We start from the raw sequence: 21,567 nt of genomic DNA, 5'->3' as shown, positions 1-21,567 counted from the left end.
GATCTCTGCTTCGCGGCGGGTCCACAATGGACCCCATGCCACCGCTGCCGTTCTCCGAGGACACCCTCCGCCTTCGCGCTGGGGACGTCCTGTTCCGGCGTGGCCTCCAGTACGCGGGGCAGGGGCGAGCCGTCCTGGTCGCGGCGGGGTCGCGCAGCGCCGTCGCGATGGTGATGGGCAACCACGAGTACACGGTGCGGCTCTCCGTTGCCACCGGGGGCCTCACCGGGTCGTGCACCTGCCCGTTCGCGGAGGACCAGCCGATCTGCAAGCACATCGTGGCCGCTGCGCTGCTCTGGCTCGAGGACTCCGACCCGTCGGTCGCCGAGCCTGCCGCGGGGCCGGCACCGCAGGTGCCCGATCTGCGGGAGTTCCTGCTCGCCCAGGACCGTGAATGGCTCGCGGAACAGCTGCTCGCCCTCGCACAGGATGATCCCTCCCTGCATCCGCAGCTGCTCATCGCCGCCGGAGCCGACCCCGAGGACAGCATCGACGAGGACGCGGTGCGCGGTCAGCTGCTCGCCTCCCTCGAGACCGGCGGATACGTCTCCTACTACGAGGCGCATGACTTCTTCACCGGCATCGGGGACGCACTCGACAGCATCGAGGAGCTGCTCGAGCTCGGCGCTCCGCGGGCCGCGGCACGGCTGGCGCTGCTCGCCCTCGACGGCTTCGAAGGACTCCTGTGCGGTGTGGATGACTCCGACGGCGGGCTGTCGGTCGTCTGCTCCCGGGCTGAAGAGATCCACCTGCGCGCCTCCCAGGCCGTTCCGGGGGACCCGCGAGAGCTCGCGAGGGACCTCGCGCGGCGCGCGCTCACCAGTGATCTCGAGGTGTTCAGCGATGCCGCCGAGCAGTACCGTGACCTGCTCGGCGCCGAAGGGCTCGAGGAGCTCCGCGACGCGGTGGAGGAGCGCTGGCGCACTCTCGGCGACGAGGACCGTGCGCACCGATATCAGGTCGCTGGGCAGCGCGAACGGATCGCGGAGGCGATCGGGGGCACCGACGGCCTGGTCGCGCTGAAGAAGTCAGAACTCGACACCGATGGTGACGCCGCCGCACTGGTGAACGTGCTCCTGGATGCACAGCGCATCGAGGACGCGGCGCTTGAAGCACAGGCGCTGCGCGAGCGCTTCGGCGACAGCGCCCGATTCCGAGCCGTCGCCGCCGAGGCCTTCGCCCGAGCGGGCCGATACGACGAGGCCACCGAGTTGTCGTGGACGAACTTCGTCGAGCACCCTTTCCTGCGCACCTTCCAGTCCCTCAAGCTCAGCAGCGGCCCTGCCTTCCCTCAGCGGCGAGAGCAGGCGCTGGCCATCCTGCAGGAGCAGGCGGCCGAGCACGGCGCGTGGTCGTCGTTCGTGGACGTGCTGATCTGGGACGAGGACATGCCCCGCGCCTGGGAGACGGCGACCGAGCACGGGGCGCGGGACTCCGCATGGCTCGCCCTCGCCCGCTGGCGCGCACCGATCCACGGCGCCGAGGCGGCAGGGGTGCTGCACGAGCTCGCGCGGGCTGCCGTCAGCGTCGGGCAGCGTGGCGCCTACGCGGAGGCGGCACGGTTCCTCAAAGAGGCGATGGGCTACGTCAGCGGCGCCGACGCCGAAGCGCTGACCGAGCAGCTCCTCGACCTCCGCGCCCGGAACTGTCGGCGCCCCGCGCTGCAGGACGAGTTCACCAAGGCTGGACTGCCGGGGTAACGCTGGTTGCAGTCCGGCTCCGGCACGTGACCATCAGACCCCCGTGGAGGCGATGGGGATCTCCTCACCGCGTGCGGACAGACGGTAGGGAGCTGCCCCAGCGTCGAACGACTCTTTCGTCTGCTCGCGCAGATCCGTCAGCCAGGCACGATAGGTCTCCGCCGGGCTGTACCAGTCACTCCTCTTGGCTCCGTGGCGTTGCAGGATCCCGGCACTGAGAAGGGCGGCGAGGTCACGGGAAGCGGTCGTCGCGGTGACATTCGTGAGCTCGCGGTAGGTGGCGTTCCGCAATGCCCAGCCGGAGGACGCCAGATCGAGCGCGGGTGCGGAACGCTCCGGCGCGAGTCCGGCCTCGATGATGTCGTCGACCTGCTCGGCGACGCGATCTGCGCTCCACAGCCTCCCTTGGACCGTCCGTGCCTGCCGGTAGTGGGCGGCCAGCACGAACGTGACGTGCGCCCGTTCCCATCGGCGAACGGATGGATCACCACCAAGTTCAAGTGGGCCATCGGCCCCCGGACCGTATCGTCTGACGTGGCCTCGGGGCGGAGTGCTGCATAACAGCTCCAAGTCAGTCAATGACTGATTTGCAGTCTCTTACTGGCATCGGTGGGTGTCAGCTGCCCGTCGGCCGTCAGTACAGCCGCAGCCGGGGGTGGTCGGCCCTGCCCGAGCCCCTCAACGGAAAGCGTCCTCTGCCAGATCCGCGAGGAACGGCGGCTGCGCCCCACGCCTGCCCACCGTGATCGCGGCGCTGCGCAGCGCGGTCGTCGCCCACGCTTCAGCAGCGTCCTGGCGGACGTTGCCGTCGCGGAGCGCCTGATCACCGCCGGCGGTGAGGATCGCGAACAGCAGGCCCGACATGAACGCGTCGCCCGCCCCGATGGTGTCGGCGACGGTGACCGGCAGCGCCGGAATCTCGGAGGTCCAGCGGGGAGTGCTGAGCGCGCAGCCCCGGGCGCCGCGGGTCACGAGGAACAGCGCCTCCCCGGCCTCGTGCATCCGGGCCGCGACATCGCCCACCGATTCCGCGGGGTACAGCCATTCGAGGTCCTCATCGCTCATCTTCATCACATGCGCCAGGCCCGCGATCCGCTCGACCCTGCCGCGGATGTCCTCCACCGGCAGGCCGAGCGATGGCCGCACGTTCGGGTCGAAGGAGATCAGCGTGCCCGGGTTGGCGGCGGCGAGTGCCGCTTCCACGGCCGCTGCGCCGGGCTCGATCGCCGTGGCCAGGGAACCGGTGTGGACCACGCGTACGGGGTCGAGCCGTATCTGCCCGGGGTTCCAGTCGATGTCGAAGCGGTAGGTCGCCGCACCGTCCGGGCCGATCCGTGCCTCGGCGGTCGGCGCCCTCTCCGGGGGCTCAGTGCCGGCCTCGCGCAGCCTCACCCCCGACTGCTCGAGGTGCTCGCGCAGAGCGCCGCCGTTCACGTCGGCGCCCAGGCGGGTGAGCAGCGCGGTGGGGACGCCGAGCCGCGCGAGACCCACGGCGACGTTGGCGGGACTGCCCCCGGGCCGAGACAGCACCGTGCCGTCCGCTTCGTGGACGATGTCGGTCAGAGCCTCCCCGATGACCAGAGCGGTGGGCTCTCTCATGCCGCGGGTTCGGTGAGGACGGTGACCGTGCGAGCACCTGGGAAGATCTGCTGGGAGATCAGGGCGCGGCCACCGTCCAGCTCGAGGTCCACGCACGAGCGGTCGACGACGAGATCGAAGGCGACCGCTCCCTCGGCCCGTGCCGAGGCGTATGGCTGGGAGTGCGTGTGCTCGGGGGCGAACGGCTCCTCATGCGCGCTGCTGCGATCCAAGGAGACGTGCCCCTCGGAGTCGATGGCGAGCACCAGATCGCGATCCCGCCCGCCGTCGCCGAAACGCAGCACCAGCCGGTGCGCGGAGGCGGTGGGCAGCTCGCCGCGCAGCCTGAACGGCTCCTCCGCATCAAGCTCTGCCAGCACCGCGGAGGAGGCCTGCACCTCGAGATCGAGAGTCCGGATCTCCTCGGGGATCACCAGGTGCTGGATCACCTGGAGCGTGCCGTCGGCCGCCCGCTCGAGGTGGAGCGTGCGGGGGAGAGTCATCGAGGAGCGCCACGGAGCCGTCGGGGTCTGCTCCGCGTAGGCCCAGTTGTTCATCCAGCCCAGCAGCACCGGATCCCCCTGGACACCGGAGAAGGAGACCGCCGCATAGCAGTCCGGCCCGAGGTCCAGCGGCTGCGGCGGTGCCTCGGTCGTGAAGCGGCGACCGTCGAAGTGTCCGATCAGACTGTAGGTGCCGGAGCCGCCGGCCGGGCCGCCGGGATTGGTGCTGATCACGAGGACCCACGAGTCCTCCCCGCCGTCAGGGCTCGGCACGCGCAGCAGATCGGGGCACTCCCAGATGCCGCCGTCCAGGCCCGGATGGGTGAACACGGAGGCGGGCTCCCACGCCAGCAGATCATCAGAGGCATGGAAATGGACGCTGTGGTCGAGGGCCTCGACGGTGACCATGATCCAGCGGCCGCTCTCGCGGTGGAAGAACACCTTCGGGTCACGGAAGTTCTCGGAATCACGAGTGAGAACGGGATTGTCCGCATAGAAGGTCCAGGTCGCGCCGCCGTCCTGGGAGAAGGCGATCGACTGGGCCTGGATGCCGGGCGTGGTGGGGTGGGACTGCGTGAAGGCGCTCGTGTAGAACGCGACGAGCGGTCCGTCTGCGCCTGGCGTGCCGAGGCCGGAGGTGTTCTCGGCGTCGTGGACGATACTTCCGGAGAAGATCAGCTCCGTCTCGGAGAAGGGCAGGGCGACGGGCAGGTTGGACCAGTTCGCCAGGTCCTCCGAGACCGCATGGCCCCAGGACATGTTGCCCCAGGTGCTGCCGTGCGGATTGTTCTGGAAGAACGCATGCCACATGCCGTTGTGCCGGATGAGGCCGTTGGGGTCGTTCATCCAGGTGTCCTCGGCAGTCAGATGGAACCTGGGACGGTGCACGTCGGTGAGTGCAGCGGGCGGTGACGTCGTATTCATGATCTCTCTCGATGTACGGGTGGGGCGGGACCGGCGGCTCTGAGGCGTCCGGGAGGTCAGGTGTTCGCGGTGAAGCGGTCGTAGGCGTCCTGGTAGACCTCGATCACCTCGGGCAGGCCCATCGTCTCCAGCTGGGTGACGTACGCATCCCACTCCTCCTCGATGCCGCCCCGCACGATCCAGGCGGCGATCTTCTCGGTGACCAGGGTATTGATGTCGGCCTCGATGGTGCTGACCCGATTCAGCTCCTCGACCGAGAGCATGACCGGCGGGTACTTCTCGTTGGCGCGGTGGGGCTCGTAGAACTCGGCGATCTGGGCCTGGCGCTCTGCGGCGCGGGGCTCGGCCAGCACGACCGTCTCGAAGTCCTGCGCGGTGATGATCTTGGGGCCGCCGGGGGCGACCTTCACCCGGCGCTCCTGCTCGGTCTCGCCCTCGCCGACGGGGATCTGCTCGAGCAGACCCTCTTCATTGAGCTGCTGCGAGACCCCGATCGGTCCCCAGTTCGCCTGTGCGCTCATGACCGGATCGAAGAGCATGTCCGCCCAGCGCAGCGTGGCGGTGGCGTACTGGTTGGTGCGAGTGATCGCGAAGGCGCCGCGGTTGATCTCCTGGTTGTTGGCGACGCACGCACGCTGCACGCCGTCGGGGCCGGGGAAGATCGGCACGATCTCGTACTGACCGGCCCGCTCGGGCCCGACCACCTCGGGGCCCTCCCAGAAGTAGAACGAACCCAGGGACTGGGGCTCCGCCTTGCCCTTGGCGACGAACTGCACGTAGTCCTGGGAGAAGGACTCCTGGTCGATCAGCCCTTCGCCGTACCAGGTGTGCAGCTCGGCGATCGCGTCGCGGAAGCCGTCAGTGTTCGCCGTGAAGAGGACCTTCCCGTCCTGCACGATGCGGTGGTCGGGGTTGTCGGCCTGGCCGCCGATCGCCGCGATCAGATCGGCGATGTTCCCGACGTCGAGGAAGGACAGCGGGAGGACCCCGCTGGGCCCGTTCTCCTTGAAGGTCAGCAGCGCCTGGTGGTACTCCTCGACCGTGGTGGGCATCTCGAGATCGTGCTCCGCGAGCCAGTCCGTGTTGATGAACAGCATGCTTGGGAACTCGACCAGCCCCATCTCCTCCACGGAGGGCAGGGTGTAGATGTGGCCGTCCGACGCCGTGATCGCGGCCTTGATGTCCGGACGCTCCGCGAGGATCCCCGCGAGGGTGGGAGCGTTCTCCTCGATCAGATCCTCCAGCGCGATCAGGGTGCCGTTGGCGCCGTACTTGGCGACCTCCGCATCGGAGAGCCCGGTGTTGAAGAGGGCATCGGGGAGCTCGCCGCTGGCCAGCAGCAGGTTCTTCTTCTCTCCCCAGACCTCGTCGGGCTCGTTGTTCCAGGTGATCTCGATCCCGGAGTCAGCCTTCCAGGTCTGCACCAGCTCCATCGCCTCGTACTCCGGTGCGAGCGGAGACTTCGCGCCGCCGAAGGTGAGGGTCAGCTCGTCGGTCACGATCGGCAGGCCCGAGTCGGTCAGGCCGACGTCGGCGGAGAGATCCTCGGTGGTGCGTTCCGAGGGGCGGGAGCAGCCGGCAGCGCCCAGCATCGTGAGGCCGAGGGCGGTGGCGGAGAGGGTGAAATGACGGCGAGACAGCATGGCGGTACTCCTTCGTAGCGGTGATGCGGTACAGGTGGGGTAGAGCGGATGGGGCAGTGCGAGTGGGGCGGGCGTCAGCTCTTCAGGGCGCCGAGGGTGGCGCCCTTGATGAAGTGGCGCTGGAGGAAGGGGAAGGCGATGAGCAGCGGGATCGTGGAGACGACGATCATCGAGTACTTGAGCAGCTCGCCCATCCTCTGCGCAGCGGCGGTGCTGTCCATCGAAGCCATGTCCATCCCGGAGGAGGAGGCCTGTGACTGGATGAGGACATTGCGCAGGATGAGCTGCAGCGGATACTTCGATTCGTCGTTCAGATAGATCATCGCGTCGAAGAACGCGTTCCAGTTCGCCACCAGATGGATCATCACCATCAGGACGATGAGCGGCTTGGACAGCGGTATCGCGATCCCGAAGAAGAAGCGGAAATCGGACGCGCCATCGAGCTGCGCGGCTTCCCGCAGCTCCGGGGAGAGGTTCTGCTGGAGGAATGTGCGCGCGATGATCAGGTTCCACACGCCCACGGCTCCGGGCAGCACCACCGCCCACAGGGTGTTGAGCATGCCCAGCTCCTTGACCACGAGGTACCGGGCGATCATGCCGCCGTCGAAGAACATCGTGATCACGAACAGGATCATGAACAGGTTGCGCCCGGGCATGTCCTTCCGGCTCAGCGCGTAGGCGCCGGTGAGGATCATCGCCACGCTGAGCGTGGTGCCCACCACGGTGTAGAGGACGGAGTTCGCGAATCCGCGCACGATCGTCGAGGTGCCGAAGATCGTCAGGTACCCGTCGAAGGTGACGCCCCGGGGGAAGAGGATCACTTTGCCCTGCTGGACCAGGTTCGGGTCGGAGATCGAGGCGATCACGATGAAGTACAGCGGGTAGATGATCGCGATGATCGACAGACCGATCAGACCGTAGGTGACCAGTGCGAACAGAGGATCGGCCAGCCGTCGGTGGAAGGGCTCTCGGCGCAGCGAGTTCTTGGCGGGGGACAGAGTTCTCGACATGTTCATCACCACAGGCTCGACTGGTTGGCCTTCTTCGCGACCCAGTTGAAGGTCAGGAGAAGAATGAGGTTGAGGACGGAGTTGAACAGCCCGATCGCTGCGGAATAGCTGAACTGGGCGTTCTGCAGGCCGGTCTTGTAGACGTAGGTGTTGATGACCTCGGAGGTGGGGAGATTGAGGTCCGTCTGCATGAGATAGACCTTCTCGAAGCCGAGATTGAAAATGTTTCCCACCGCGAGGATGAACAGGATCGTGATCACCGGGAGGATGCCGGGGATGTCGATGTGCCGGATCCGCTGGAAGCGGTTCGCGCCGTCCATCCGGGCGGCCTCGTGCAGCGACGGATCGATCGCCGTCAGGGCCGCGAGGTAGATGATCATCGAGAAGCCGGCGTTCTGCCAGATGTCCGACCCGATGTACAGGGGGCGGAACCATTCGGGAGTGCCCATGAAGAAGATCGGGTCGCCGCCCAGCAGCGAGATCGCATGGTTGACCATGCCGGAGCTGGGGGAGAACAGCAGATGGATCATGCCCACGATCACCACGACCGAGATGAACGAGGGGGCGTAGAGGACGGTCTGCGTGAAGCGCTTGAACCGTTCGCTGGGCAGCTGGTTCACGATCAGCGCGAGGATGATGGGGACGGGGAAGGCCACCAGCAGGCCGACGGTGTTGATCGTCAGGGTGTTCATGACCAGACGTTCGAACTGGAACGAGGTCACGAAGGTGACGAAGTGGTCCAGCCCCACCCAGGGGCTCCAGAAGAACCCGTCGACCGGGTTGTAGTCACGGAACGCGATCTGCGCCCCGTACATCGGCCAGTACTTGAACACGATGAGATAGACCAGAGCCGGCGCGAGTAATACGTATAACTGCCAGGCGTGGAGAATGCGGGTGACTAGGCGCCGTTTCGCGCGCGGGGGAGGGGTCTCGGGTGGTGATGCGGCGACCGCGGCGTGATGGTCAGGATCGACCAGGGGTGCGGTGCCGGCATCGGCGGTGGTGGGCGAAGGTGACATCATCGTCCTTTCGGCGGGGCGACTGACTGGCGGTGGATGACAGGGCAGTGGATCAGGTGGACCTCTGCCGGAGCGTCAGAGTCGAGCACGAGAGCGGCCGCTCGATCGCCCATCTCGGCGAAGGGCAGGCGCACGGTGGTCAGCGGCGGATGGAAGAAGTCGCGCAGCAGATCCTGGTCGTCGAAGCCCACGATCGAGACGTCCTCGGGGATCCGGAGGCCGAGCTCGGCAAGGGCCTGGTAGGCGCCGAGAGCGCTGCGATCGTTGCCGCAGAAGATTGCTGTGGGGGGTGAATCGAGGCTCATCAGGTGCCGGGAGGCCTTGAAGCCTGAGCGCTGGATGCCTTCTCCCCCGCAGATGAGGGCGGGGTCAGGATCGATGCCGGCCTCGCGCAGCGCCCGCTCGTACCCTTCGCGCCGTCCGCGGCCCGCTGGCAGCACGTCATGGATGTTGATCATCGCAATGCGGGTGTGCCCGGCATCGAGCAGGACCTTCGTCGCCTCGTATCCGCCGGCGACCTCGTCCGGCGTGACGCTCGGGACCCTGTTCTCACGCTCTTTCGCGTTCAGGCACACTGCGCGAGTGGTCAGGGCGGCGGCCGGGATCTCCACCTCGCGGTGGTACATGGCGGCGTAGATGACTCCGCGGACACGGTGCGAGAGCATCGTCCGGATCGCCGCGTGCTCCAGAGCGTCGTCGCCACCGGTGTCGATGGTCATCAGCATGTGGTCGTCCTGCCAGGCGCGGTCCTGGGCGCCCTTGATGAGCATTCCCGAGAACGGGGCGGTGGCGACTTCGTCGCCCACCAGTCCGATGATCTCGGCCACCCCTGTCTTCAGGCTCTTCGCCTGAAGGTTGGGGCGGTAGTCGAGCTGCGAGGCGGCATCCCGCACGCGCTGCGCCGTGGTCTCCGAGGCGCGGCCTGCGTATGACCCGCTGAGGACGATGGACACCACGGCCTGGGACACGCCGGCGGCTGCGGCGACGTCGTGCATGGTCGGGCGCTGTGCCATCTCGCGTGCCTCCGGGTCTCGTCGGGTGTCGCCTCGGACCGGTGCGATCCGCGCTGACGTTATTCGTATGACGGAGATCATGAGCCACACGTCTTCGTCTGTCAAGCGGTGCAAGAGTCTTGATTCCGTCGCCGGGCTCTGATCGGTGCTCGCGGAGATGTGTGCGCATACATCGGCATGTCGACCGGAGTCTCTGTTGTGATGAGGCCACGGCCGCCGACGCCAGCTCCCGCACCGACTGTCCGCCACCACCGCCATACTGACTCCACCACCGAGCAGAGGGGCCACACGTGATCGACGAATGGCAGGGGGTCCTCGACCCCGACGTGCTGAACGACGATCTCGTCGAGCACTCCGCCCGCCTCGCCGATGCCGCGAAGGCGGGCAGCTGGGACACGGTCCTCGACCTCGTCGAGCAGGGCACCTGGGTCGGCGCCAACCAGTGGCGGGTCACCGGCCGGTCCTGGTTCACCCCGCTGCACCAAGCCGCATGGCTCGGCGCCCCGGTGGGCGTGGCCGAGCGGCTGCTCAACGTCGGTGCCTGGCGGTCGCTGCGCACGGCGGACGGTGACCGGCCGCTCGACCTCGCCCGGCAGCGCGGCCACCACCACCTGCTCGAGACGCTCGCCGTGCGCGACGTCGGCCCCTCCGAGGAGAGCAGGTTCGCGGCCTGGGACTCCCACCTCGCAGACCTGATCGCCGAGCGCGCCCGGCCGCTCGACCCGGTCCGCTTCCGGCCCGTCCCGACTGAGCTGCTGGTCATGGAGCAGATGGACACCCTGTGGGTCCCGTACCCCGGGATGTACGGGGGGTTCAGCCTCTCCGTCCATCGCGGCCGGCTCGTCGTGGAGAGCTGGAGCCGCGTCGCCGGCGGCTCGGGCCAGGCCCACGTCATCACAGAGAGCGGGAGCGTGCTGGTCGAGGAGGGCTTCGCCTGACCCGTCGGCCGCATAGTCGCACGGCAGCTCGGTGATCACGCCGCACCGATACCGTGGCCCCATGCCCTCGAACCAGACTCCCGACGACGAGCTCCTGCGCCAGTTCCGCGCGCAGCTCGATGGGATGAGCTCCGAGGAGATCCACGGGATCCTCCACGGCGTGCTCGACGCCTCGGGCAGAGCGGTGCGCCGCCCCGAGCGCCCCGATCTGCGCCACCCGCCGCGCGAGGAGCCCGCCCTGTTCACGCTCCGCGTGGATCTCGAGCATGCCTCTCCGCCGATCTGGCGCCGGCTCGAGCTGCGCTCGGATCTCATGCTCGAGGAGGTCCATGGGATCCTCCAGACCGCCTTTGGCTGGTTCGATGCGCACCTGTGGCGTTTCGCCGCCGGCGGGCACCCCTTCGATCTCGAGTCACAGCTGTTCCTCTGCCCGTTCGACGTCGACGAGGGGGAGGACGAGGGGCTTCCCGCCTCGCAGGTGCGGCTCGACGAGGTGCTCAGCACCAGTGGAGACCGCCTGGGATACGTCTATGACTACGGCGATGACTGGCAGCTGCGGCTGCTGCTGGAATCCGTGCGCCCGGCAGGGGATGGTTCCCCGCCCGCCCGCGCCCTCAGCGGACGGCGTGCTGCCCCGCCCGAGGACTGCGGCGGTCTCACCCGCGCGGAGGATCTCGCCGGCGTGCTCCCGGATCCGGCGCATTTCGACCTCGCCGAGCTCCAGCGCTCCCTCGAGCTCGCCGATCTCGACCCCGCCTCGTACGGAGCCTCTGCCGTGCTGACCGCGGTCGTGACCCGCCTGCCTCCGTCCCCGGTTCGGGACGACCTGCTCGCCAGGTCGCTGGCACTGGCCACCGCCACCGACGCGCCGTCGGCCGAGGAGAAGCGCACGGCGCTGCGCGGCGTCTCCTGGTTCCTCGACCGTGCGGCCGATGGAGGTCTGCCGTTGACCGCGGCTGGCTACCTGAAGCCCGCGGACGTCGAAGCCGCGAGCCGGGTGGTGCCGGAGATGGGCGACTGGATCGGGAAGAACAACCGCGAGATCAACGCGTTTCCGCTGCTCCATTTCCGCGAGGCGCTCAAGCACCTGAAGATCTTGCGCACCTTCAAAGGGCAGCTGCTGCCCACCCGCCGTGCACGTCCGGTGGCAGAGGACCCCGAGGCCCTGTGGTCCCTGCTCGCCCAGTCCCTGATCCCACCACCGGGATCCTTCGCGCACGACGCCACCGTGCTGCTGCTCGCTCACATCGGATCCACCCCGAGCGGGACCGCTGTGGATCCGCACGCGACACCCGCAGCTCTGGACCGGCTCGGCTGGCGCACCCGCGAGGACGGCGCCGTGGACCGCTGGATGGTGCGTGATCTGCCCGCCGCGACCGTGCTGCGGAACATCACCCCGGTACAGGACAGACGCGCTGCGCGTGGCGACTGGTCCGACGCTGCCCGGGCACTGGCGCGGGAGGCGCTCTCGCAGGCATGACGGCGTGGGCCGCGGATGCAGAAGGCCCGGAACGTCATGTGTGATGGACCCATGACCGCCGACGCCACCGCCCTCGCCCGCACCCTCACCGGGATCGACTCCCGCAGCTACGGCGCCTACAAGCAGCTGCGGGGCAGCTACGACCTGGGCGTGTGCCGTCTCGTGGTCGATCATGTGCAGGTCGATCCCTACGCCCCGCCGTCGCTGATGCGGGTGATCGTCGATCGGGCCGACGCCGACCTGCCGGAGGATCTGCTCTCCGATCACCGAGGCCGCGTCGCGACCACGGACTTCCTGGCCCGCGCCGTCGCCCGCGTCGCCGCGGAGCTGGGGGAGGGGATCAGTGCCGGCGCCCCGGGCCAGGAGGTGCTCGAGCGCACCAGCGTCGCCCTCACCGCCGAGGGCGTCGAGGCACGGCTCGCGGTTCCGCTGCCCGCTGCCGGGCGCCGGATCCGCGGCCGCGAGGCGGCCCGTCTGCTCACCGAGCACCTCCCGCGCCTCGCCGAGGCGGCGCTGCTCCACGCGAGCCTGGACGACGACGCGCTGCGCGAGCACGTCACCCTCCACCGCGACCAGGAGGCGCTGCGCGACCAGCTCACAGGGCGGGGCCTGGTGGCCTTCGTGGGAGACGGCGCGATCCTGCCGCGCCGCTCCGGCGACTCTGACCTGCCGCTCGCGGACGGCGCCGTCCCCTTCGACAGCCCCGACTCGCTGCGGGTCTGGTTCGATCTGCCCAGCGGCCGGTGCGTGAGCGGGATGGGCGTGCCGGACGGGGTCACCGTGATCGTGGGCGGCGGCTATCACGGCAAGTCCACGCTGCTGCGCGCGCTCGCCAAGGGCGTGTACCCGCACCGGGCGGGCGACGGCCGCGAATGGGTGATCACCCGGGCCACCGCCGCCGCGCTCCGCGCAGAGGACGGCCGCGCCGTGACCGGCGTGGACATCTCGCCCTTCCTCACCGGCCTGCCGTCCGGCACCGACACCCGCGCCTTCTCCACCACCAACGCCTCGGGTTCCACCTCCCAGGCCGCCTCCCTCGTCGAAGCGGTCGACGCCGGCGCCTGCGCGCTGCTGATCGACGAGGACACCTCCGCCACCAACATGATGTTCCGCGATGAGCGGATGCGCGCCCTGGTCCCGGCCGAGCGCGAACCCATCACCCCGCTCGTGGACCGGGTGCGCCCGCTGCTGAGCGAGCGCGGAGTGTCCACGGTCCTGGTGGCCGGCGGCTCGGCCGCCTTCCTCGACGTGGCCGATCACGTCATCGTGCTCGACGAGTACATCCCCCGCGACGTCACCGCCCAGGCCCGCGCACTCGCGACGGAGCATGCACCGGCGCCGACGGCCGACGTGTTCGCTGCTGCGCGCCCCCGCATCCCGGCGCCGGGCACGCTGCGCCCGCCGGGTACGAAGAAACCCGCCACCGCACGGGGCCGGGACACGATCCGGTTCGGCCACGAGCACCTCGACCTCGCCGCCGTCTCCCAGCTGGTCGACGCCGCCCAGACCCAGGCCATCGCCCACGCCCTGGACCGCCTCGCCGAACTGCTCGACCAGCCCGGACCGGACGGTGCGCCGCTCTCGCTCGAGCAGGCGATCGCGGCGCTGTGCGAGCGGATCGAGGCGGAGGGGCTGGACGTCCTCTCACCCCATCGCGGTCACCCCGGGCATCTCGCCCGGCCCCGGCCACTCGAGCTGCACGCGGCCGTGAACCGCTACCGGGGGCTGCGCCTCGCGGGCGGGCCCGCCGCGTCGGGCGTGAGATGACCACTGTGCACAGCGGACGCCCAGGAGTAGGATTGAATCCTACTCATGTGGCAGGAGGCGCCATGCGCACTACGAAACAGCTCAGCATCACCCTTCCTACGGGCATGGCTGATGCGGTGAAGGAGCGCGTTGCATCGGGCGCGTATGCGAGTGAGAGCGAAGTGCTCCGCGATGGTCTGCGCGCCCTGTTCGCGCGCGATGAGGCTGTGGAAGCTTGGCTGCGCTCTGACGTCGTCGCAGCGTACGACGAGCTGCGCGCCGATCCGTCGCAGGCGATCAGCGCCGACGACATGCGCGCGCATCTTGCGATGGTCCACGAGGAGCGCACTGCGTCGAGCGGGGCATGAACCGTCGTGTCGTCTACGCTCCGCGAGCACGAGAGCAACTGACCGACCTCTATACATGGATTGCAGATGAGTCCGGATATCCGGAACGCGCTGCTGGCTATCTGGCCGAGATTCTCGATTACTGCGACGGATTGGTCGTCTTCCCGTACATCGGCGTTGCGCGCGATGATCTCCGGCCCGGTCTGCGCACAATCGGATTCCGTCGTCGAGTCGTGATCGCCTTCGCGGTGACAGAGGAAGCCGTCGAGGTGCTTGGCATCTACTACGGCGGGCGCGACGACGAAGCCCTCATCGCCGCAGAGCTCGAGTAGTCGCCCCGAAGCGCAGGCGGTGCCTCAGGGCGTACTTCTTTGTGCTGATCGCACCTACCCCACCCACTCCAGGAACTCCTCCGCCGTCAGTACCGGCTTCTCCCACTTCGCGGCGTCCGTCGCCTCCCGGGCTACTTGTACCTAGCACTGACCTCGTTGAGGCCCTCGGACGTCAAGCACTCGTCCCCGGCTCAGGCGGTCGATGGGACAGTCGTTGCATGCGAAGTTCCTTGGGACAGTCCCCCTGGCTACGGCCGAGAAGCTTCTACACGTGTAATTGCTTGAGAAGCAGTATCCGCATAGCGGCGACAGAGAATCTAGGGCATTCACTCAGGCGCGGTCCGTGGTACATCGCTACGCTCCGGTAGTAGATACTAAGAGGGATAGCGTCGAGAAGCTGAGCAGCACATGAGGGGGAGTCTGGTGAGCGCCGAACAAGGATCGGAAGAGATTGGCAAGTATGTGGGCTCTTCGCGGTTCGTGGTGAATGACCCTGCTGTAGCGGGTATTCACGCTACGGTTCTCGCGGCGCTGGCTAACAGGATACGGGTCCGGTAGTTCTCCGCGTTACGGAAGCCGCGGCCGGTGCGTTTGATGTTCTTGATGCCGGTGTTCGCTGCCTCGACTCGGGCGGTGGTCGCGCCGGTGACGATGAGGACCTCGATCGCGTCCCACCAGGTCACGACGGTGTCGTAGAGCTTGGTCGCCTCGGGCATGTTCGCGAGCTGGGCGAAGTAGCCCATCCGCATCCGTTCGTCCCAGGCCTGGGCGAGGGTGTCGGTGGCCAGCAAGCGGCGGAGCTGCTCCTTGATGCCCCAGGCGGCCGAGAGCTCGTCGGTGGGGTCATCGGTGCGGAACACCGACTCCAACCGCTCCCAGGCCCGTGGAGTGAGGGTGTCAGCGCCGCGTAGCAGCAGCATCCGGTGGGCCCAGGCCGGGTCGTCCTTGCGGCCGCGACGACCGCGATGGGTGCGGGCTAGGCGTTGACGGACGGTGGTGACCATGTCGTTTCCGAGCTTGACGAGGTGGAACTTGTCGACCGAGACCGCAACGCGGGGCAGGTAGGTCCGCAGTGCTTTGCGGAACGCGGCCGAGGGATCGATGGCGACGATCTCGATCCGCTCCCGCCAGAGCTCGGAGCGCTGGGCGAGCCAGTCGCCGACGGCGGTGGAGTCCCGGCCGTCGACGATACCGAGGACCTGCCCGGTGGAGAGGTCGACCAGGGTCGTCATCCAGGGCTCGAACCGTCTCCAGGCACCGTCGTCGGTGCGGAACCAGCGCACCGACCGGTAGCGGTGCTCATCGATGCCCAGGCGCGTCACTGACACGTCCTCGGCGGTGGGCAGGACCACGGCGGCAGCCGCCAGCGCGGCCTGGACCAGCCACCACGAGACGCCATGGGCCCGGGCGACTTCCGAGGCTGCCCGGCCAGAGGTGATCACCGCGGAGACGACCTGATCCCGCAGCCGGGTCGTCGAGCGCGCGCGGTGCGGGACCTGGTCGGTCGCTTCCCAGAACGTGCGCCGGGCGCAGGCCGACTCGAGGCAGAACCAGCGCCGCTTGGCCCACACCACCGCCATCGCCCCGGCCACGGGCACGTCTCGCACCTTCTGGGATCGGCGGGAGTGGACCTTGGTCGCGAGCACCCCGCACGACGGACAGCCCGGCGGCTCGATGGATTCGATCACCACCCGCCGGCCTCCATCGGGCAGGTCGATCGCGTCGATGACGCGGTAGTCGGGCAGGTTGAAGATCGTGCTCGCAGCATCTCGCTGCGAACCCGTATTCTCATGCACAGGCTCGTGGTCCTCTGGGATGTGGCTGTCTAGACAACACCCATCACAGCAGGACCACGGGTCGTTCTACGCCAGCGACGCGACGCTCTCCTTCACCACGAGCCGCGAAGAGCCAGTATGTGGAAGAAGTTGGGCCTCACTACGCGTCAGGCAGCTACGTATTGCTCGAAGCGGACGTAGACTTCGATCGACTTCGTAGCGCGGCGGGTGTCGGCGGGCCAAGCGAGTGGAGTGAAGGGCCTATCTCTCTGGTGAAGCGGGCAAGTAAGACTAGAGGTATTCAGGTAATTGATGGGGAGAAGCGGTCTTCTTACTTAGGGCCCGAACTTCGTCGGTTAGTGCATGGCAAGGGGCGGCGCTTCCACAGGTACGTCCGGCATACGATCCGTAGCCTCAAGAGAGAGGGGGCTGGGGCGGATCGAGCGATCGTTGTTACAGGGTTTGAGATCCTTCGAACAGACACGAATCCGGTCCGGGCCAGTAGAGGATCGTCCTCTTTTGAGTCGGGCGAAAATATGGGTAATATGGCGCCCGCGATTGTTATCGTCCATCTGGACCTCACGGTGGCGGCTGGCGATGTGGTTACTGGGCATGCGGCGATCCGGGCGGAGGCGTTGGCAAACACCCTGCGGCGACTGATGCGAGACTACCAGCGTCAGTTCTGTGCCCTGATTGGTAATTTGCTGTCCTCGCGGGAGTCGACGACTGAATGTGCTTTCAACACGGACAGCAAGAGGTTTGAGTTTCTTGATGACGGCGGCAGCCTTGGTAACTCGTCGACGATGGTGAGTGTCTTAGGCGCGGGGAGTGCGGGCACGAGCGCACTGGTTCCAATCTACAGCTTCTTGACGGTGGCTACGGGGTCCGTGGAGGATGCCCTCCGAAGTCTTGAAAGCGATAGGAAAAGTAGCAAGAATGATAAGTATCATGAGGTGGCGACAGAAGGGTATTCGGCAGACGCCCTGCGCGCCGCTCGCGCTTTTGCTTTCGCAACCCTTGACCGCGACTTCTGGCTTGACTGCTCGGTTCCTGAGGATCTTCCGGGCCGCAGTAATCCGCCATTACCGTGGCGAGGCTGGCATGTGGAGTTCAGTCGCCAAGGCGCGGGGGTTGCTGCCATGCCCGGCGAGTCCTTGTCGCCTTGGGACGGCGTGGATCACCGAGCTGAAGTCTCCGGCTTCTACGCAGATCTGTTGGCACTTGAACTACTCAAGGGAAGAATCCTAAAAGACTTCTCTGACCGGCTGCATCGGACTGCCGAAGACCTCCTGCTTGAAAAAGGGCAGCACGAGACGGCATTGAGCATCTGGCAAGAATTTGCACTTTTCACCACCGACTACGCCAGTGGTGTCCCTGTTCTTAGCTCCCGGAGTGAGAGGTTCCTAGAGGCCTTCCGTTCAGCTCTCGGTATCGACGTCGACGCGGCCATTGAGCGAACCCAGGCGAACCTCGACCGTCTCGCCCAGATTGCGCGAATGCAGCAAGATGAGAAGCGGCGTCGTCAAGATCAGATAGACCGCGAGGAGCTCCGAGAGCAGACTGAGCGACAGCGGGGCGATCGGGAAGCTGAGGCTCGTCACGAGCGAGAGGTGCAAGGAGCTCGAGCTAAGTTTGATCGGCACTTCGCAATATTTATCGGAGCCATTGCGACTCTCTTCCTTCCGTCGACAGTTATCCCACCCATCCTTGAGTGGTTCTATGTGAATCCAGACTCTGCCACTGTGGGTGTGCGTGCGCTTTGGACGATTCTCGGAATGGTTTTATTTGCTATTGTTTTCGGTTTGATCTGGCGTGAGATGAGAGCGGAGCGTGACCGAGAAGAAGAGAAGGCGGACAGCAGGCTCAAGGAGTACAGGAAAGGGGGTGGGTGTGACAAATTGGCAGGCACTGATAGGGGGTAGCGTGATTGTGTGTTCTGTGAAGTCCTTGAGGTGTAAGAATACTGGCGGAAGCAATGCTATTCCTGGGCTGGAAGAGGCAATGGGGGCTTGCTTGAAGTGTTGTGAACTGGTGAATTGACTGCTTCTGCCTTCGGGATTGTCTTAGGCGTCCAAGTCTTTAAGTCACCCCACCCACTCCAGGAACTCCTCCGCCGTCAGCACCGGCTTCTCCCACCTCGCCGCGTTCCTCGCCTTGCTCGACTGCGACCCGGCCTCGGCCACGACCAGCACATCGGTCCTGGTCTTGGTGAGGTTCGGGACGGCGACGAGCCCGCGCGCCTCGGCCATGGCGTGCAGCTCCTCCTTCTCGAGGAACCCGTGGCGGGGCGAGTGGACGGTGCCGGAGAAGCACACCCGCGCCCCAGGCACCAGCACGTCGGCCGCGCTGGTCGGGCCTTTCACCTCGAAGCCCTCGGGCAGCACCCGCGCCCCGAAATGCTCCTCGACCCCGCGCAGACGCTCGAGGACCTCCTGATCGGGGGAGAGGACCCGCTGCCAGGTCCCCTCGAGCAGGTGGGCGAGCACCTCGGCGGCGTCGTCCTGCGCGCCGAGGTTCCCGCCGACGACGAAGCCCGTCGGGGCGCTGGTCCCCGTCGGCCCCGTCGTGCGGGCGAGCAGATAGCCGTGCCCCGCCACGACCTGCCGGAACGCCACCCCGGTCCCGGGTAGCTCCTTGCCTGCTGCCCGCACCCGCGCGACCGCATCGCGCACGGCCCGTGCGCGTTCGAGCGCCGTCGGCGCCTTCATCCGCGCGAGCTCGTCGGCGCTGAGCAGCCCGCCGGGGACCTCGAGCCCGAGCGGCACCGGCTCGACGATCCCGTTGCGCTTGAGCTCGAAGTCGACGTGGGCGAGCTGACGGTCGATGTCCACGCCGACGGGCACCCGGCCGGCCAGCAGCGCCGACAGCGCCGGCCACGCCTCGGCCAGCAGCGGCGCAAGCTGCACGTCCCGCGTGGTGAGCCCGAACTCGTCCCGCGCGGAGAACAGATCCGAGGTGGGGTTGATGACGGTGGAGATCTCGTCCCCGTCGTCGGTCACCACCGCGATCTCCACCGGTCGGGGCCGCCACCGATCTCCGACGGTGCCCACCGTCAGCACCGACAGGTACGCCTCGCCGAGCGTGTCCGTCGCCGCGGCGCCGGTGGCGAGATAGCGGCGCACCCGCTGGTCCGTCTTCAGATCCCGCGGCAGCACCTCGCGCTTCAGCACCAGCCCCTCGAGGCTCGTGCAGCGCGACAGCGCCACATACAGCTGACCGTTCGCGTAGGTGCCTCCGGTGAGGTCCACGACCACCCGGTCCAGGGTCTGCCCCTGGGACTTGTGGATCGTGATCGCCCACGCCAGCTTCATCGGCAGCTGCGTGAACGTGCCCACGATCTCGTGCACCAGCGAGCCGCCCTCCACGCTCGGCCGGGTGATCTCCCAGGTGTGCTCGCGCACGTGCTCGGTGCGGCCGTCGCGCAGCAGCACCGTGACCACGGGCCCGTCCTCATCCGAGCCGATCGCCGTGATGCGGCCCAGGGTGCCGTTGACCCAGCGGTCCGACGGATCGTTGTTCAGCAGCATGACCTGCGCGCCCACCGCCAGGTGCAGCACGTCCTCGGTGGGGTGCTCGAACCCGTCGGTGTCCCCGGTGATGCGCGCGGTGAAGGTCTGCGGCGGGTCCGGGAGGCGCTCGAGCATCTGCCGGTTCCGGGCGCCGACGATCCGGTTGGTGGTCGCGAGCGTCAGCCAGAACTCCTCCAGCGCCGGCTCGAACTCGGCATCGGTGCGCCGGTTCAGCTCCGCCCGCGCATCCTCCAGCAGCGTCCCCTCCCGCACCGCGTTCAGCAGCTCGACCAGGCGGTCATCGCCCTGCTGGCGGAACACGGTGGACAGCTCCACCACCGGGAACGTCTCGGTGTCGAAGGACCGGGCGGAGAAGAAGAACGGGGTGCCGAAGCGCTCCTCGATCCAGCCCGCCTCGTGATCGGTGACCACCGGCGGCAGCTGGTACAGATCGCCCACCAGCACCAGCTGCACCCCGCCGAACGGCGTGCCCGGCGCGGGGCCGTACAGCTCGAGCGCGGCGTTGAGCGCGTCGAACAGGTCCGCCCGCACCATCGACGCCTCATCGATGATCAGCGTGTCCAGGTTCTTCAGCGCCTTCGCGAAGCGGCCCGGGTAGTAGCCGGGACCGCGCACCGTATCCTCGGTGACGCCGAGCGGGAACGAGAACAGGCGATGGATCGTGTACCCGTCCACGTTCAGCGCCGCGATCCCGGTGGGGGCCACCGTGATCGTGGACCGCTGCGTGTGCTCGAGGTAGTGGCGGATCAGCGTGGACTTGCCGGTGCCCGCCTTGCCGGTGAGGAACAGGTGATGGCCGGCGTGCAGGTGGTCGAGTGCGGCCTGGAAGTCCTCGGTGATGGTGAGCGGCGCGGCGGCAGCGGGCGGTGCCGGTGCTGCAGCGGGGCCCGGCGTGTCAACTGCCGCGGACGCCGGCACGTCAACAGCCAGCTGACGACCCAGTTTCCGCGATTTCTGGTTCGCCAGCGGGCTATTGCGCTGCTCCGCCGGGGCCGCCGCCGGGGCCGCAGTCGCCGGAGCCGCAGACGCCGAAGCCGCCGCCGGGCCCACCGCCGCGGGGGCGGCGCCGCTCACGCCCATCGCGGCACGGTACTGCGCGGCCAGCTCGGCCTTGATCCGCCCGCGATCACCGACGGCGATGCCCTGTGAGCGGGCCCAGGCCCTGATCGCGGTGGGGGAGAGGTCAACGGGGCGAGCGTCGCCCGCCGGCACCGGAACGGGCGCCACCGCCGCAGCGGGGGCCGGCGCACCACTTGCCGCGGACGCTGGCACGTCGACAGCCAGCTGACGACCCGTTCCGGGCGGATTCTGGTTCGTCAGCCGGCTGTCGCGCTGCTCTGCGGGGGCTGCCGCGCGCAGTGCCCGCGTCGCCGTGAGCGGGGCGTCGTAGCCGGTCTGCGCATCCAGCGCCAGAAATCGCTCGAGCAGCCCTGCCGTCGCCGCCGCATCCCCGAGCGCCGAATGCGCCTGCTGATGGGGCACGCCCAGCGCCGCGCAGCACTCGGCGAGAGTGCGTCGCCGCAGCTGAGGCAGGTACAGCGTGCTGCCCTGCAGGGTGCAGTAGGTGGAGAAGCGCGGCATCGGCATCCCGGCACGGGCGAACTCCGCGCGCAGGAACTCCACGTCGAACTCGGCATTGTGCGCGACGACCACGAAGCCCTGCAGAGCGATCCCGATCGTGACCGCGAGATCCGCGAAGCGGGGTGCGTCGGCGACATCCGCGTCGGTGATCCCATGGATGTGGGTGGCACGCACGGGAATGCCGGGGTTGATCCGCGTGCTCCAGCGGTGAAGCTCCCGTCCGTGCACATCGGTGTGCACGATCGCGATCTCGAGGATCCTCTCCCGCGAGGGGTCCAGCCCGGTGGTCTCCACATCGAGCACGGCGAAACGCGCCGCGGAGGCAAGGGCAGGGGAGTCGGCACCGAGCTGCGACGACGAGCGCTGGCGAAGACGATCACGCAGTCCCACAGCCACCCCTTCCGTGCAGTCCATCGGACGTCCCCCTGATCATCCCAGACGGGGCCGA

At 67.9% G+C, this 21,567-nt stretch carries 16 protein-coding genes; 7 read left to right on the top strand and 9 right to left on the bottom strand.

Annotation, left to right across the window (positions count from 1 at the left end):
- The first annotated feature begins 35 nt into the window (after positions 1–35).
- The gene (locus BN4251_RS09350; RefSeq protein ID WP_170931908.1) at positions 36–1,700 is read left to right on the top strand and encodes an SWIM zinc finger family protein; all 1,665 of its coding nucleotides are present in this window, start codon (positions 36–38) and stop codon (positions 1,698–1,700) included.
- A 33-nt stretch (positions 1,701–1,733) separates the two neighbouring features.
- Here BN4251_RS09350 and BN4251_RS09345 read toward each other — a convergent pair whose 3' ends face one another.
- From BN4251_RS09345 to BN4251_RS09315, 7 genes are all read right to left on the bottom strand, one after another.
- Positions 1,734–2,144 carry a Fic family protein gene (locus BN4251_RS09345; RefSeq protein WP_245810280.1) on the bottom strand — a complete coding sequence of 137 codons (411 nt, stop codon included), beginning with the start codon at positions 2,142–2,144 and terminating at the stop codon, positions 1,734–1,736.
- A gap of 234 nt (positions 2,145–2,378) precedes the next feature.
- Positions 2,379–3,299 (bottom strand): carbohydrate kinase family protein, encoded by a 921-nt coding sequence (locus tag BN4251_RS09340; protein WP_087484817.1) that lies wholly within the window; start codon positions 3,297–3,299, stop codon positions 2,379–2,381.
- Entirely contained in the window at positions 3,296–4,705 is a 1,410-nt protein-coding gene (locus BN4251_RS09335) for a glycoside hydrolase family 32 protein (RefSeq protein WP_087484816.1), read from the bottom strand. Before BN4251_RS09335 ends, BN4251_RS09340 begins: the two co-directional genes overlap by 4 nt.
- Before the next feature lie 56 nt (positions 4,706–4,761).
- On the bottom strand, positions 4,762–6,348 hold the full coding sequence (locus tag BN4251_RS09330; protein ID WP_087484815.1) for an extracellular solute-binding protein: 1,587 nt from the start codon (positions 6,346–6,348) through the stop codon (positions 4,762–4,764).
- A gap of 74 nt (positions 6,349–6,422) precedes the next feature.
- A complete protein-coding gene (locus BN4251_RS09325; RefSeq protein ID WP_245810279.1) occupies positions 6,423–7,358 on the bottom strand; it encodes a carbohydrate ABC transporter permease in 936 nt (311 codons plus the stop codon).
- Positions 7,359–7,363: 5 nt separating this feature from the next.
- A complete protein-coding gene (locus BN4251_RS09320; protein WP_087484814.1) occupies positions 7,364–8,377 on the bottom strand; it encodes an ABC transporter permease in 1,014 nt (337 codons plus the stop codon).
- Complete coding sequence (locus tag BN4251_RS09315) at positions 8,377–9,390, bottom strand: LacI family DNA-binding transcriptional regulator (RefSeq protein WP_245810278.1); 1,014 nt, start codon at positions 9,388–9,390, stop codon at positions 8,377–8,379. Before BN4251_RS09315 ends, BN4251_RS09320 begins: the two co-directional genes overlap by 1 nt.
- 290 nt (positions 9,391–9,680) lie before the next feature.
- Here BN4251_RS09315 and BN4251_RS09310 point away from each other — a divergent pair, with 290 nt between their 5' ends.
- The 5 genes from BN4251_RS09310 to BN4251_RS09290 all read left to right on the top strand — a co-directional run bounded on the left by BN4251_RS09310 (position 9,681) and on the right by BN4251_RS09290 (position 14,233).
- The gene (locus tag BN4251_RS09310) at positions 9,681–10,328 is read left to right on the top strand and encodes an ankyrin repeat domain-containing protein (RefSeq protein WP_087484813.1); all 648 of its coding nucleotides are present in this window, start codon (positions 9,681–9,683) and stop codon (positions 10,326–10,328) included.
- Between the two features lie 61 nt (positions 10,329–10,389).
- Positions 10,390–11,808 (top strand): plasmid pRiA4b ORF-3 family protein, encoded by a 1,419-nt coding sequence (locus BN4251_RS09305; RefSeq protein ID WP_087484812.1) that lies wholly within the window; start codon positions 10,390–10,392, stop codon positions 11,806–11,808.
- A 51-nt stretch (positions 11,809–11,859) separates the two neighbouring features.
- The gene (locus tag BN4251_RS09300; protein ID WP_087484811.1) at positions 11,860–13,575 is read left to right on the top strand and encodes an ABC-ATPase domain-containing protein; all 1,716 of its coding nucleotides are present in this window, start codon (positions 11,860–11,862) and stop codon (positions 13,573–13,575) included.
- 62 nt (positions 13,576–13,637) lie between these two features.
- Complete coding sequence (locus BN4251_RS09295; RefSeq protein ID WP_087484810.1) at positions 13,638–13,922, top strand: ribbon-helix-helix domain-containing protein; 285 nt, start codon at positions 13,638–13,640, stop codon at positions 13,920–13,922.
- Positions 13,919–14,233, top strand: coding sequence for a type II toxin-antitoxin system RelE/ParE family toxin (locus BN4251_RS09290; RefSeq protein ID WP_087484809.1), 315 nt, complete (start codon positions 13,919–13,921; stop codon positions 14,231–14,233). The genes BN4251_RS09295 and BN4251_RS09290 overlap by 4 nt, the downstream gene beginning before the upstream one ends.
- A 509-nt stretch (positions 14,234–14,742) precedes the next feature.
- Here BN4251_RS09290 and BN4251_RS09285 read toward each other — a convergent pair.
- Positions 14,743–16,029: an ISL3 family transposase gene (locus BN4251_RS09285; protein WP_087483965.1), complete on the bottom strand. Its 1,287-nt coding sequence runs from the start codon at positions 16,027–16,029 to the stop codon at positions 14,743–14,745.
- Between the two features lie 524 nt (positions 16,030–16,553).
- Here BN4251_RS09285 and BN4251_RS18000 point away from each other — a divergent pair.
- Positions 16,554–17,930 (top strand): hypothetical protein, encoded by a 1,377-nt coding sequence (locus BN4251_RS18000; RefSeq protein ID WP_140398415.1) that lies wholly within the window; start codon positions 16,554–16,556, stop codon positions 17,928–17,930.
- Positions 17,931–18,092: 162 nt separating this feature from the next.
- Here the strand turns inward: BN4251_RS18000 and BN4251_RS18875 are convergent, their stop codons facing one another.
- A complete protein-coding gene (locus BN4251_RS18875) occupies positions 18,093–21,509 on the bottom strand; it encodes an exonuclease domain-containing protein (RefSeq protein WP_281255311.1) in 3,417 nt (1,138 codons plus the stop codon).
- Positions 21,510–21,567: the final 58 nt, after the last annotated feature.

This window comes from Brachybacterium massiliense (genome assembly GCF_900184245.1).
In the GTDB taxonomy this organism is placed as follows: Bacteria; Actinomycetota; Actinomycetes; order Actinomycetales; family Dermabacteraceae; genus Brachybacterium; species Brachybacterium massiliense.
The sequence above is the reverse complement of the archived record's forward strand: the minus strand, read 5'-3'. Positions and strand labels throughout refer to the sequence as shown.

Excerpts from the sequence above, each read along its gene's own strand:
- BN4251_RS09350 (WP_170931908.1), top strand. The coding sequence starts at position 36 with ATGCCACCGCTGCCGTTCTCCGAGGACACCCTCCGCCTTCGCGCTGGG.
- BN4251_RS09340 (WP_087484817.1), bottom strand. The coding sequence starts at position 3,299 with ATGAGAGAGCCCACCGCTCTGGTCATCGGGGAGGCTCTGACCGACATC.
- BN4251_RS09335 (WP_087484816.1), bottom strand. The coding sequence starts at position 4,705 with ATGAATACGACGTCACCGCCCGCTGCACTCACCGACGTGCACCGTCCC.
- BN4251_RS09330 (WP_087484815.1), bottom strand. The coding sequence starts at position 6,348 with ATGCTGTCTCGCCGTCATTTCACCCTCTCCGCCACCGCCCTCGGCCTC.
- BN4251_RS09325 (WP_245810279.1), bottom strand. The coding sequence starts at position 7,358 with ATGTCGAGAACTCTGTCCCCCGCCAAGAACTCGCTGCGCCGAGAGCCC.
- BN4251_RS09320 (WP_087484814.1), bottom strand. The coding sequence starts at position 8,377 with ATGTCACCTTCGCCCACCACCGCCGATGCCGGCACCGCACCCCTGGTC.
- BN4251_RS09315 (WP_245810278.1), bottom strand. The coding sequence starts at position 9,390 with ATGGCACAGCGCCCGACCATGCACGACGTCGCCGCAGCCGCCGGCGTG.
- BN4251_RS09305 (WP_087484812.1), top strand. The coding sequence starts at position 10,390 with ATGCCCTCGAACCAGACTCCCGACGACGAGCTCCTGCGCCAGTTCCGC.
- BN4251_RS09300 (WP_087484811.1), top strand. The coding sequence starts at position 11,860 with ATGACCGCCGACGCCACCGCCCTCGCCCGCACCCTCACCGGGATCGAC.
- BN4251_RS09295 (WP_087484810.1), top strand. The coding sequence starts at position 13,638 with ATGCGCACTACGAAACAGCTCAGCATCACCCTTCCTACGGGCATGGCT.
- BN4251_RS09290 (WP_087484809.1), top strand. The coding sequence starts at position 13,919 with ATGAACCGTCGTGTCGTCTACGCTCCGCGAGCACGAGAGCAACTGACC.
- BN4251_RS18000 (WP_140398415.1), top strand. The coding sequence starts at position 16,554 with ATGGCGCCCGCGATTGTTATCGTCCATCTGGACCTCACGGTGGCGGCT.